The organism is Candidatus Electronema sp. TJ (genome assembly GCF_048287355.1).
Lineage (GTDB): Bacteria > Desulfobacterota > Desulfobulbia > Desulfobulbales > Desulfobulbaceae > Electronema.
This window is the reverse complement of sequence record NZ_JBLWEP010000074.1, coordinates 1-10,916: the sequence shown is the minus strand read 5'-3', so window position 1 is coordinate 10,916 and position 10,916 is coordinate 1. Positions and strand designations below refer to the sequence as shown.

The 10,916-nt window shown below is 62.2% G+C and carries 13 protein-coding genes; 10 read left to right on the top strand and 3 right to left on the bottom strand.

What is annotated here, in order from left to right; translation table 11 throughout:
• The 4 genes from ACNKID_RS06975 to htpX form a co-directional block, all read left to right on the top strand.
• The coding region (locus tag ACNKID_RS06975) for an ATP-binding cassette domain-containing protein (protein WP_417912717.1) at positions 1-585 on the top strand (585 nt) is incomplete at its 5' end.
• A gap of 15 nt (positions 586-600) precedes the next feature.
• A complete protein-coding gene (locus ACNKID_RS06970) occupies positions 601-3,516 on the top strand; it encodes a Gldg family protein (protein ID WP_417912716.1) in 2,916 nt (971 codons plus the stop codon).
• Positions 3,510-4,424 carry a DUF4340 domain-containing protein gene (locus ACNKID_RS06965; protein ID WP_417912715.1) on the top strand — a complete coding sequence of 305 codons (915 nt, stop codon included), beginning with the start codon at positions 3,510-3,512 and terminating at the stop codon, positions 4,422-4,424. The genes ACNKID_RS06970 and ACNKID_RS06965 overlap by 7 nt, the downstream gene beginning before the upstream one ends.
• A gap of 287 nt (positions 4,425-4,711) precedes the next feature.
• Positions 4,712-5,587, top strand: coding sequence for a protease HtpX (gene htpX, locus ACNKID_RS06960; protein ID WP_417912714.1), 876 nt, complete (start codon positions 4,712-4,714; stop codon positions 5,585-5,587).
• Between the two features lie 45 nt (positions 5,588-5,632).
• Here the strand turns inward: htpX and ACNKID_RS06955 are convergent, their stop codons facing one another.
• The gene (locus ACNKID_RS06955; RefSeq protein ID WP_417912713.1) at positions 5,633-5,881 is read right to left on the bottom strand and encodes a hypothetical protein; all 249 of its coding nucleotides are present in this window, start codon (positions 5,879-5,881) and stop codon (positions 5,633-5,635) included.
• Between the two features lie 109 nt (positions 5,882-5,990).
• Here ACNKID_RS06955 and metX point away from each other — a divergent pair, with 109 nt between their 5' ends.
• Both metX and metW read left to right on the top strand, forming a co-directional pair.
• Complete coding sequence (gene metX / locus ACNKID_RS06950) at positions 5,991-7,130, top strand: homoserine O-acetyltransferase MetX (protein ID WP_417912712.1); 1,140 nt, start codon at positions 5,991-5,993, stop codon at positions 7,128-7,130.
• A gap of 59 nt (positions 7,131-7,189) precedes the next feature.
• On the top strand, positions 7,190-7,843 hold the full coding sequence (metW, locus tag ACNKID_RS06945; RefSeq protein WP_417912718.1) for a methionine biosynthesis protein MetW: 654 nt from the start codon (positions 7,190-7,192) through the stop codon (positions 7,841-7,843).
• Here metW and ACNKID_RS06940 read toward each other — a convergent pair.
• Complete coding sequence (locus tag ACNKID_RS06940; RefSeq protein ID WP_417912711.1) at positions 7,835-7,978, bottom strand: hypothetical protein; 144 nt, start codon at positions 7,976-7,978, stop codon at positions 7,835-7,837. The genes metW and ACNKID_RS06940 overlap by 9 nt on opposite strands.
• A gap of 18 nt (positions 7,979-7,996) precedes the next feature.
• Between ACNKID_RS06940 and ACNKID_RS06935 the strand changes: the two genes are divergently transcribed.
• Entirely contained in the window at positions 7,997-8,152 is a 156-nt protein-coding gene (locus tag ACNKID_RS06935; RefSeq protein WP_417912710.1) for a hypothetical protein, read from the top strand.
• A gap of 125 nt (positions 8,153-8,277) precedes the next feature.
• On the top strand, positions 8,278-8,703 hold the full coding sequence (locus tag ACNKID_RS06930; protein WP_417912709.1) for a DUF4395 domain-containing protein: 426 nt from the start codon (positions 8,278-8,280) through the stop codon (positions 8,701-8,703).
• Between the two features lie 77 nt (positions 8,704-8,780).
• On the opposite strand, the gene ACNKID_RS06925 is transcribed toward ACNKID_RS06930, so the two are convergent.
• Positions 8,781-9,731, bottom strand: a complete 951-nt coding sequence (locus ACNKID_RS06925; RefSeq protein ID WP_417912708.1) for a YkgJ family cysteine cluster protein — start codon at positions 9,729-9,731, stop codon at positions 8,781-8,783.
• 264 nt (positions 9,732-9,995) lie between these two features.
• Here ACNKID_RS06925 and ACNKID_RS06920 point away from each other — a divergent pair, with 264 nt between their 5' ends.
• Both ACNKID_RS06920 and ACNKID_RS06915 read left to right on the top strand, forming a co-directional pair.
• On the top strand, positions 9,996-10,193 hold the full coding sequence (locus ACNKID_RS06920; protein ID WP_417912707.1) for a hypothetical protein: 198 nt from the start codon (positions 9,996-9,998) through the stop codon (positions 10,191-10,193).
• A 43-nt stretch (positions 10,194-10,236) separates the two neighbouring features.
• A partial coding sequence (locus tag ACNKID_RS06915) for a histidinol-phosphatase HisJ family protein (protein ID WP_417912706.1) occupies positions 10,237-10,916 on the top strand: 680 nt, incomplete at its 3' end.

The following is a 10,916-nucleotide window of genomic DNA, read 5'->3' as shown; positions in this document are numbered from 1 at the left end:
GGCCTGATCCGCGAGGCGGTGGAGCGCACGGCTTTAGCCGAGAAGGCCACGGAGCTGATCTCCACTCTTTCACGCGGCTGGCGGCAGCGGGTCGGCGTGGCCCAAGCCATCCTGCACAAGCCGGAAATCCTCATCCTTGACGAGCCGACCAACGGTCTCGATCCCACGCAAATCCTCCAGATGCGCGGCCTGATCGCCGAGCTGGCCAAGACTGCCACAGTGATCATCTCCACCCATATTTTGCAGGAGGTGCAGGCGGTCTGCGGGCGGGTGATCATCATTAAAAACGGCAAGGTGGCCTTGGACTCCCGCTTGGATGAGCTGCGGCGGAGCGGGCGGCTGATCGTGGACTGCAAGGCCGCCGAGCAGGGCAGGGCGGCGCAGCTTCTTGGCTCGCTGCCGCTGACAGCCAAGGCCGGACAGGCTGGGCCGGAACGCTTCGAGCTGGAGCTGAAGCCGGGCGCGGACAGCCGCGAGGCAGCCGCAGCCGCAGCGCAGGCTGTCTGCGCGGAGGGCTGGTCGCTCTTCGGCCTCCATTTCGAGACCAGAACGCTGGAAACGGTCTTCGCCGAAATCAGCCGCTGAGAAGGAGAACACAAGATGAACACCGCAATCCGCATCGCCCGGAAGGAATTCGGGGCGTTCTTCAGCAGCCCGGCGGCCTTTGTCGTGCTTGGTGCCTTTCTTGCCGCCGCGCTCTTCGCCTTTTTCTGGGTGGAGACCTTCTTCGCCCGCAACATCACTGAGCTGCGCCCGCTCTTCGAGTGGATGCCGGTGCTGCTCATTTTCCTGTCCGCCGCAGTGACCATGCGCATCTGGGCTGAGGAGCGGCGCACAGGCACCTTGGAAGTTCTGCTCACCGCGCCGGTGCGCCCGCTCTCGCTGGTGCTGGGCAAGTTCGCCGCCTGTTTGGCCTTGGCCGCGCTGGCTCTGCTCCTGACCCTGCCGCTGGCCGTCACGGTCAGCCTGCTCGGCCCGCTGGACTGGGGGCCAGTCTTCGGCGGCTATGTGGCTGCGCTCTGCTTGGCTTCGGCCTACATCGCTGTGGGCCTCTTTGTCAGCATCAAATCAGAGAGCCAGATCGTCAGCCTGATTGTCACCACCCTGATCTGCGGCCTGCTCTACCTCATCGGCTCAGACACCCTCACCGCCCTGACTGGCAACCGGGGAGCGGAGCTGCTCCAGCTGCTCGGTTCCGGCTCGCGCTTCCGCTCCATCACGCGCGGCGTGATCGACCTGCGCGACATCTACTACTATCTTTGCCTGACCGGCATCTTCCTCAGCCTGAACATCTACGGCTTGGAGAAGGTCCGCTGGGCGGGCAATCCGGCCAGCAGCAGCCACCGCAGCTGGCAGATCGCCTGCGGCCTGCTGGCGGCCAACTTCCTCGCCGCCAACTTCTGGCTGGCCCCGCTGGGCAAGCTCCGCGCCGACATGACTGAGGGCAGCATCTACTCCATCTCCGACGCTACCCGCAGCTATCTTGGCCAGCTCCGCGAGCCGCTGCTGATCCGGGGCTATTTCTCCGCCCAGACCCATCCGCTTTTAGCCCCGTTAGTGCCGCGCCTGCGCGACCTGCTGGAGGAATACGCCGTGGCTGGTGGCGGCAAGGTGCGGGTCGAATTTGTTGACCCGGCGGAGAATGCCGAGCTGGAGCAGGAGGCGGGGCAGCGGTACGGCATCCGGCCCGTGCCCTTCCAGACCGCGAGCAAGTATCAGGCCGCTGTCACCAACTCCTACTTTGACATCCTCGTGCGCTACGGCGACCAGTTTGAGACCCTCGGCTTCCGCGACCTGATTGAGGTCAAGGCCCAGCATGAGCAGAGCTTGGAGGTTGAGCTGCGCAATCCTGAATACGACATCACGCGGGCGATCAAGAAGGTGCTCTACAGCTACCAGGGCGGCGGCGATCTCTTCAGTTCGATCAGCAAGCCGCTGGCCCTGACCGGCTATGTCTCACCGGACGAGCTGCTGCCGGAGGAGCTGCGCACACTGAAGGCCGACCTGCTCGCCTTGGCAAAGGAGCTGGAAGGGCAGGGCAAGGGCCGCTTCAGCTCCAGCGTGCTCGACCCGGAGGCGGACGGCGGCAAAGTCGCCAAGACCATCCGCGACGAGTACGGCTTCCAGCCCATGACCGCCAGCCTTTTTGATAAAAACACCTTCTGGTTCTACATCACCCTCTCCAGCGGCGAGCAGGTCATAGAAATCCCGCTGCCTGAGGATTTGGCCAAGGAGAGCCTGAAGCAGTCGTTGCAGGCGGGCATCAAGCGCTTTGCCACAGGCTTTGCCAAGACTGTGGCTCTGAGCGTGCCGGAAGGCGCACCGCCGATGCCGCAGTTCGGGATGCCAAGCCAAGGCCTCCAGTTCTCCGCTCTGCGCGACGTGCTCTCTCAGGATCATGTGGTCAAGGACGCAGACCTGAGCAAAGGCCAGGTTCCGCCTGAGGCCGACCTGCTGGTGCTCGCCGGGCCGGAGGAGCTGGATGAGAAGCGGCTCTTCGCCGTTGACCAATTTCTGATGCAGGGCGGCACGGTGCTGATCGCGGCCTCGCCCTACAAGGTCAGCTTCGAGGGCGAGCTGTCCCTCAACCCGCGCAAGACCGGCTTGGAGGACTGGCTGGCGCATCACGGCCTTAGTCTGCGCCAAGAGCTGGTGCTTGACCCGCAGAACAGCCCCTTCCCGGTGCCGACCGAGCGCAATCTCGGCGGTTTCAACGTGCAGGAGATCCGCTTGGTCAAGTACCCCTACTTTGTTGACATCCGCCCGGACGGCATGAACCGCGAGAGCGGCTTGGTCGGCGGCCTCAATCAGCTGACCATGAACTGGGCCTCGCCTATAGAGATCAACGCGGAGAAGAGCAAGGGCCGCAAGGTGCTCCGGCTGCTTGAAAGCTCCAGCAAGAGCTGGGGTTCAGCCTCCACTGTCATGCAGCCGGACTTCGCTCTGCATCCCGGACTGGGCTTTCCTGTGGATGAAAACAAGCAGGGCCGCCAGCTCTTAGCCGCAGCTGTGGAGGGCAGCTTCAGCTCCTACTTCGCAGGCAAGCCCTCGCCTCTGCTGAAGCAAGACGAGAAGAAGGAGGAGCCGAAGCCGGAGGACGCGGAAGACAAGAAGGAGAAAGAGGGGCGGGTCATCATCCGCCAGATCGACAAATCGCCTGACAGTGCCCGGATCATCCTCTTCGCCTCGGACAGCTTCCTCAGCGACACCATCCTCGGCATCAGCTCCAGCGTGACGCGCACCAGCTATCTCGCGCCGGTGCAGCTCGCGGCCAACGCCGTGGACTGGTCGCTGGAGGACCGGGGCCTGCTTGCCATCCGGGGCCGGAGCCACTTCTCCCGCCCGCTCAACCCGATCAGCAAGCAAGGGCAGCAGTTCGTTGAATATCTCAATTACGGCTTGGCCCTGCTTGGCTTGGCAGCGGTCTGGCTGATCAACATGAGCTGGCGGCGGCGCAGCAGACGGGCCGAGCTGAGGCTGCTGGAACCGCTGGCAAGGAGGACTGCATCATGCTGAAACGTGTCATCACCTTTGCTGCCGTGCTGCTGGCGGCGCAGATCGGTCTGACAGTCTTTGTCCATCTCCGCAGCGGCTCCGGCCTGAACGCCGCCCCGCCGGACGCGCTCTTCCTGAGCTTTGATCCAGCTAAAGTCACGACTGTGGTCATCAGCGCGGGCGACGGCAAGACGCTGACCATCGAGAAGAATGGCGCGGCCTGGCTGATGCGCGAGGCGCAGTCGGCCCCGGCGGAGAGCGGCCAAGTCGAGGATCTGCTGCGCAAGGCCGCCGCAGCCAAGCAGGGCCTGGCCGTAGCAGCGACCAAAGAGGCTGCCCGCCGCTTCAAGACCGCTGAGGATCAGTTCGAGCGGCATGTCGTCTTCAAAGCGGGAAATGCGGCTGCCGCCGACTTCTACCTCGGCGGCGTGGCAGGTTTCCGCCAGAGCTACGCCCGCGCCGCAGGCAGGGACGAGGTCTTCAGCATCCCTCTCAGCGGCTATGAAACCGAGGCCGACCCGGACAAGTGGCTGGACAAGAGCCTTGGCCGCCTCAAGCGCGACGAGCTGGCCAAGATCACGCTGGCGGACATCGTGCTGGTCCGGCAGGACAAGGACTGGAAGCTGGAGGGCGGCGAGGCTGATCCGGCCAAGCTGGCCAAGGCCCTTGATCAGCTCACCGGCCTGAATGTGCTGGCCGTGCTCGATCCGGCCAAAGCCGCGCCGCTCTTCCAGCAGGCACCGACCCTTCAGTTCACAGCCACGAAGAACGGCGGCGAGACGGTCGCTTTCGCCTTGGCCAAGCAGGATGACCATTACGTCCTGAAGCTGTCCTCCAGTGCGCTGCACTTTAAGATCGGCAGCTGGCAGGCCGAGGAGCTGCTCAAGCTCAAGCGGGCCGAGCTGCTGACAAAGGCTGCGGCTCCCTGATCTTGCGACTGCCCTCCAACGCCGGGGCGATCTTTGTGATCACCCCGGCGCATCCCTCATCTCCAGCACATCAGCAAGTGCTTGCCCGCCGTATGAGCAAGCACTTGCGCCCTGAGGCTGTCTACCAGCGGGCTGCGCTTCAAGATTGACCAATGACAGGCGGTCAGCAGCTGCAGTAAGGAGAATCGGCGCACCGCTGTCCGCTTCAGCTTGACACGCCAGGGCAGAGGACGCATAGTTAGAGCGATGCCGCACATCCCCCAACCAAATTTGCACGGAGGAATGCAATGAAACGAATAGTCTTGTTTCTGCTGACCAACATCGCGGTGATGCTGGTGCTGTCCGTCAGCGCCCGCATTCTCGGCGTGGACCGCTTCCTGACCGCAGGCGGCCTGAACATGGGCATGCTGCTGGCCTTTGCCGCGCTGATCGGCTTCGGCGGCTCCTTCATCTCGCTCTTCATGTCGAAGATGATGGCCAAGTGGAGCACCGGCGCGCAGGTCATTGAGCAGCCGAGGACGCAGGAGGAAATCTGGCTGGTGGAGACCGTGGCCCGTCTGGCTGAGAAAGCTGGCCTGCCCATGCCGGAAGTGGCCATTTACGAAGGCGAGCCGAACGCCTTCGCCACCGGCCCCAGCAAATCCAACTCGCTCGTGGCGGTCTCCACCGGCCTGCTCCAGACCATGAACCGGCAGCAGGTGGAGGCGGTTTTAGCCCATGAAGTGGCGCATGTGGCCAACGGCGACATGGTGACCCTGACCCTGATTCAGGGCGTGGTCAACACCTTTGTCATCTTCATCTCCCGCGCCGCCGCCTACGCGGTGGACAGCTTCCTGCGCAGCGACGAGGAGGAGTCCAGCGGCCCCGGCATGACCTATTTCCTGATCAGCATAGTCTTTGAGCTGCTCTTCGGCTTCCTCGCCAGCATCGTCGTCATGTACTTCTCCCGCCAGCGCGAATACCGGGCTGACGCAGGCGCGGCGCAGCTGCTCGGCGACCGGCGGCCCATGATTGACGCGCTGCGCGTCCTCGGCGGAATGCCGCCAAGCGAGCTGCCCAAGGAGATGGCCGCCAGCGGCATTTCCGGCAGCAGCATGAAGGCCATCTTCAGCACGCATCCGCCGCTGGAAGACCGCATCGCCGCCTTGGAAGCGGCAGCCTGACAGCACGCACAGAGGGGACGCGCGGTCCTCTCTGTGTCTATCCGATTATGCTCTTCTGTTGAAGAAGAGAATGATGCCGCTAACTGTCACTGCAAACAGGCCGAGGGCGAGGATCATGCCGATGTAGGGCACTGGGATGATCTCCCATGTATGGAAAGAGACGGCAAGCTCTTTGATTTCTTTCTCGTATAGCCCCGCTTTCCTGAACAGCAGAAACGCGCCGCCGAGGGACGAGAACAGAAACAGCGGTGAAAAGATGATGGCGCAGGTGCGGTGAAACGTTCTGATCTTCATGCTTCCTTCCTTGTTGCAGAAATAATCATGTTCCGGCAGGCTGCCGGGCTGTCCTTTCTATTATCATGTTGCATTGCAGAAGTAAACAAGAAATGCCGAGGCGGCTACTGTGAGCGGCGCAAGGCAACACTTCACCTTTGCTGAACCGCCCGGCCTGATGCCGGTCGAGTGCGGTGCAGGGCTTGGTCCGATCACCTTGGCCTACGAGACTTGGGGCGAGCTGAGTCCGCAGAAGGACAACGTCATCCTTGTTCTCCATGCCTTTTCCGGCGACTCGCATGTGGCCAGCCACGAGAGCGGCTGCGGCAAGGCGCAGGAGCCGGGCTGGTGGGAGTTCATGGTCGGGCCGGGCAAAGGCATAGACACCCGCAAGTATTTCGTCCTGTGCAGCAACATCATCGGCGGCTGCATGGGCAGCACCGGGCCGTCGTCCATCAGCCCGGAGACCGGTCAGCCCTACGGCATGGACTTCCCGGTGGTCACTGTCAGGGACATGGTGCGGGCGCAGAAGATGCTGCTGGATCATCTCGGCATCCGCCGGGTGCTGGCCGTGATCGGCGGCTCGATGGGCGGAATGCAGGCCCTGCAATGGTGCGCCAGCTACCCGGAAACCGTGGCCTCGGCAGTACTGCTGGCGACAACCGCCCGCCATTCAGCCTTGTCCATCGCCTTCAATGAAATCGCCCGCCAAGCGATTATGGCCGACCCTAAATGGCGGCAGGGCAGCTACTACGGCGGCGAAGGCCCGGAGCTGGGCCTGGCAGTGGCCCGGATGATCGGCCATGTCACCTATCTTTCTGACGAGGCCATGCGCCGCAAGTTCGGCAGGCGGCTGCAAGACCGCTGCTCGCTCTCCTATGATTTCAACGTCAACTTTCAAGTCGAGAGCTATCTGCACTATCAGGGAGAGAAGTTCGTGCGCCGCTTTGATGCCAACTCGCTGCTTTATATCACCAAGGCGGCTGACTATTTCGATTTTACCACCGTGGACAGCGGCACACTGACCCGCATGGCCGATGCAGGCACCCGCTTTCTTGTCGTCTCCTTCTCCTCAGACTGGCTCTATCCCACCTATCAGTCCAAAGAGCTGGTGCGGCTGCTGAAAAAGAACAGCATCAATGTGAGCTTCTGCGAGATTGAGGCGGACAGCGGCCATGACGGCTTTCTCATTCCCAGCCGCCGCCTGACTGACTTGGTTGCCGGGTTTCTGCGTGCGCGTTCTGAGGAAGAGCGCAGGCAGGCAGAATGATCCCGATGAGCAAGAAACCTGGGCACGCAGCTCCCTTGTTGGATCAGCCATGCGCCGCCATGCGCTTTGATCTGCATATGATCTCCTCGTGGATCACGCCGGGCAGCCGCGTGCTCGATCTGGGCTGCGGTAAAGGCGACCTGCTCTTTTATCTGCAAACCCAGAAGCAGGTGCGCGGCGTGGGCATTGAGCAGGACGAGGACAACGCCGCCTTCTGCATCAGCCGGGGCCTGTCCGTCCTGCACGGCAACTTCATTGAAGAGGTGGCTGACTATCCCGACAACCACTTCGACTACATAGTCCTCAGCCAGACCTTGCAGCAGGTCTATGCCCCTGAGAAGCTACTGCAGGCGCTGCTCACAGTGGGCAGCCGGGTGATCGTCAGCTTCCCCAACTTCAGCCACTGGCAGGTGCGGCTCCAGCTCCTGCTCACCGGGGCAGCTCCGCGCAACGAGCAGTTCCCCTACGAGTGGCACAACACGCCCAACATCCGCATCATCACTCTCAGGGATTTCCGCATCTTTGTCCGCAAGATCCACGGAGTCATCCTGAAGAGCGTGGCCATCAGCAGCCACCATCATGAGACGCAGGGGAGGATTGTCCGCCGCTTTCCCAACTGGCGCAGCACCTACGGCATCTTCATGATCGCGGGAGGAAGCGGCGGCGCGCTGCCGGAGCGGGAAGGCAGGCCGCTTCCTCCTTTTTCATCCTGAGTAGCGCATTTTCCCCTTGACCTTGCCGCCCGGCGGCGTTACCAATACCGACAACCGACGGATTCCAGCAGCATTTCTCTGCGCCGGCAAATCATCACTCTCAGGGATTTCCGCATCTTTGTCCGCAAGATCCACGGAGTCATCCTGAAGAGCGTGGCCATCAGCAGCCACCATCATGAGACGCAGGGGAGGATTGTCCGCCGCTTTCCCAACTGGCGCAGCACCTACGGCATCTTCATGATCGCGGGAGGAAGCGGCGGCGCGCTGCCGGAGCGGGAAGGCAGGCCGCTTCCTCCTTTTTCATCCTGAGTAGCGCATTTTCCCCTTGACCTTGCCGCCCGGCGGCGTTACCAATACCGACAACCGACGGATTCCAGCAGCATTTCTCTGCGCCGGCAAACAAGCCGTTCCCTCACCATCACAAGGAGACCGCCATGAGCGCGATGTGCCCAGTGTCTTTCCAAAGAATTGACGAAAACCTCGCGCGGCTCAACGCCGCGCAGGCCGCTGTTCTGGTTCTGCTCCATCTCTTCAGCCCGTGGAAGTGGATCATCCTCATTGTGGCGGCAGACTTCTGCATTCGCGGCTTCTGGCAGCCGCAGCGCAGCCTCTTCACCCTGATCAGCAGGCGGGTCGCCGCCTTGATGCGGCTCAAACCGGTCTTTGTCGATGCCGCGCCCAAGCTCTTCGCCGCCCGGCTCGGCTTCTTTTTCTCCTTCCTCCTCACTGCGGCGTGGCTCCTGCATCAAACTGCCGCTACTTGGATCATCGGCCTGCTGTTCGCCGCCTGCGCCCTGATGGAGGCCGCCTTCCGTTTCTGCGTGGCCTGCAGGATGTACCCGCTCGTCTGCAAGATGTGAGCGCAGGGCAGGCCTCCCTGCCGAAAAAGAAAGGGGAAGCCTTCCGGCTTCCCCCTGCGCACTGCTCCGGGCTTGGCTCAGGACTGCTTCCGCGCCTCCTCCTCTTTCTGCCGCTGCGCTTCACGCTCAGCCTTGAGCTGCTTGTACTCCTCCTCCAGCTGGCGCAGGTTGTCCTCCTGCTCCTGGCGCATGACCTTGACCTTTTCCATCACCTTGGCCTTGTTGATGCTCATGCCCTCCGCGCCAAACAGGGTGTTGGCAAGGTACTTGAAGGAGAAGCGCATCAAGGCCTCGTCGTCATGCCGGATGCGCTCAACTGTCTCCTGATCAACCTCGTAGGTCTGGAGGAAGGAGCTTTCAAAGACAAAGCGGCGGAAGTGATCCAGATCGGTGGTGGCCATGAAGAACATCCGCTGCGCCGCTTCCGAGAGCGTGGCCTGCAGGCTGAACGACTTGCGCCGCATCACCAGGCGCAGCCAGTCCTTATTCATGTCGTCGCGGATATCCACGCCCTGATCCGCCCGCCACTCGCGGATGGTCCACTGCTTCGCCTCCTCAAAGCCCTTGCAGTGCGGCTCCTTGACCAGGAAGAAGAACTTCTCCTCGCCGCCCTCCTGGCCTGCCTCATGGAAGTCAGCCATGCCCACCGGATAGTAGCGGCAGGCTGTGGGCCGGTCAGCATAGACCGTGCAGCCCTCCGGGGTGACAAAGGGGCAGCCCTCCTTCTCGCCGACCATCTTGAGCTGCACGCCGGGCATGTCCGTCTTCTCCAGATAGACCGGCTCCGCATATTGGGTGAGGAACTCATGGGCCGACAGCTGCAGCCGCCGCCGCAGACAGAGGATGTCATAGGGCGTGAGTACTATCCTGATGTTGTGGCAGCAGGCGGTGAAGCAGCTCACCCCCGGATGGCATTCAAACGTGAGGGGGGAATCAAGGCTCAGTTTCTCCGGCATGATGCAGGAAGGGTTCTTGTCTGTCGCCTGCATGAAATCCCTCTTCATCCCGCCGCCTTTGCTGTCGCTCATGGTTGATCTCGTCTTTGCTGGTTGGTTGTCGGGGAGCCGCTGCTCCGCCTGTTGCATCTTGGCCTGCCCGCAGCATATTACCATCAGCCGGGATGCTGTCAAAGGAAACTTGGCCTGCGCCGCTCTTTCCTGCGCTCCGCCTGCCGGCGGCAAGCTGCGGCTTGCTTTTTCAGGGAAAGAAACTTATACTCTTTACTATAGGCATATAGTCGGGTGGACGTGACCGTCCAAAACCAGCAGCGCCTCCCAAACCAATCATACACAATGAAGAGAATATTCGCCCGCCCGATAGATTTCAGCAAGGTTGAAACCTTGGTCTACCACCTTCCTGAAGGCCCGGCCTTCTCCATGGAACTGGATGACATGTCCGAACTGTTCAACTTCGAGATGGAGTTCGGCGACATCTGCGACACCTCGGATATCGACGGCGTTCTGCATTTCTTCCCCAAGGGAAACGCCTGATGCCGTTCCCCCTTCTGTCTTTCCGCCGCTGCTGAGGCCCGTTTTGCTCTCCTCCTTCAGCAATTTTCCCTTGGACCTCAGCGGCGACCACCACATCCACACCAAGCTCTGCAATCACGCCTCCGGGGAGATGGAGGACTATGTCCGCGCGGCCATTGCCAAGGGTCTGCGCTCCATGACCTTCCTAGAGCATCTGGAATGCGGCCTGCGCTATGAGCATCAAATCTGGCTGACCCCGGAGCTGTTCGGGCAGTACTTTGAAGAAGGCAGCCGCCTGCAGCAAAAGTACGCAGGCCAGATCGAGGTGCGGCTGGGCGTGGAGGTGGGCTGGAACGCCTTGGCTGCCGACGAGCTGCTGGCCGAGCTGGAACGCTTCCCCTTTGCGCACCGGGGCCTGTCCTGCCACTTCCACTTTGACGGCCGCCGCCATCTCAACCTGCTCAGCAGCAGGCAGGAGCACATTGACGCGCTGGCCGCGCTCGGCGCGGACAAGGTGCTGGAAGCCTATTTCGCCAGCCTGACCGAAGCCTGCGCCGTCATCCCCTGCGACAAGCTCTGCCACCTTGACGCGGCCCTGCGCCACCTGCCGGACATCCGCCTGACCGTGCGCCACCAAGAGCAGATCAGTCAGCTGCTGCGCCTGATGGCGGACAAGGGCATCGCCTTGGAGGTGAACACCTCCGGCTACGCCGTCCGCCCCCTGCCCTACCCTGCCCCGGCCAT

Coding starts and splice junctions, on each gene's coding strand:
- ACNKID_RS06970 (WP_417912716.1), top strand. CDS start 601: ATGAACACCGCAATCCGCATCGCCCGGAAGGAATTCGGGGCGTTCTTC.
- ACNKID_RS06930 (WP_417912709.1), top strand. CDS start 8,278: ATGAGCGCGATGTGCCCAGTGTCTTTCCAAAGAATTGACGAAAACCTC.
- metW (WP_417912718.1), top strand. CDS start 7,190: ATGCGCTTTGATCTGCATATGATCTCCTCGTGGATCACGCCGGGCAGC.
- htpX (WP_417912714.1), top strand. CDS start 4,712: ATGAAACGAATAGTCTTGTTTCTGCTGACCAACATCGCGGTGATGCTG.
- ACNKID_RS06955 (WP_417912713.1), bottom strand. CDS start 5,881: ATGAAGATCAGAACGTTTCACCGCACCTGCGCCATCATCTTTTCACCG.
- ACNKID_RS06965 (WP_417912715.1), top strand. CDS start 3,510: ATGCTGAAACGTGTCATCACCTTTGCTGCCGTGCTGCTGGCGGCGCAG.
- ACNKID_RS06925 (WP_417912708.1), bottom strand. CDS start 9,731: ATGAGCGACAGCAAAGGCGGCGGGATGAAGAGGGATTTCATGCAGGCG.
- ACNKID_RS06920 (WP_417912707.1), top strand. CDS start 9,996: ATGAAGAGAATATTCGCCCGCCCGATAGATTTCAGCAAGGTTGAAACC.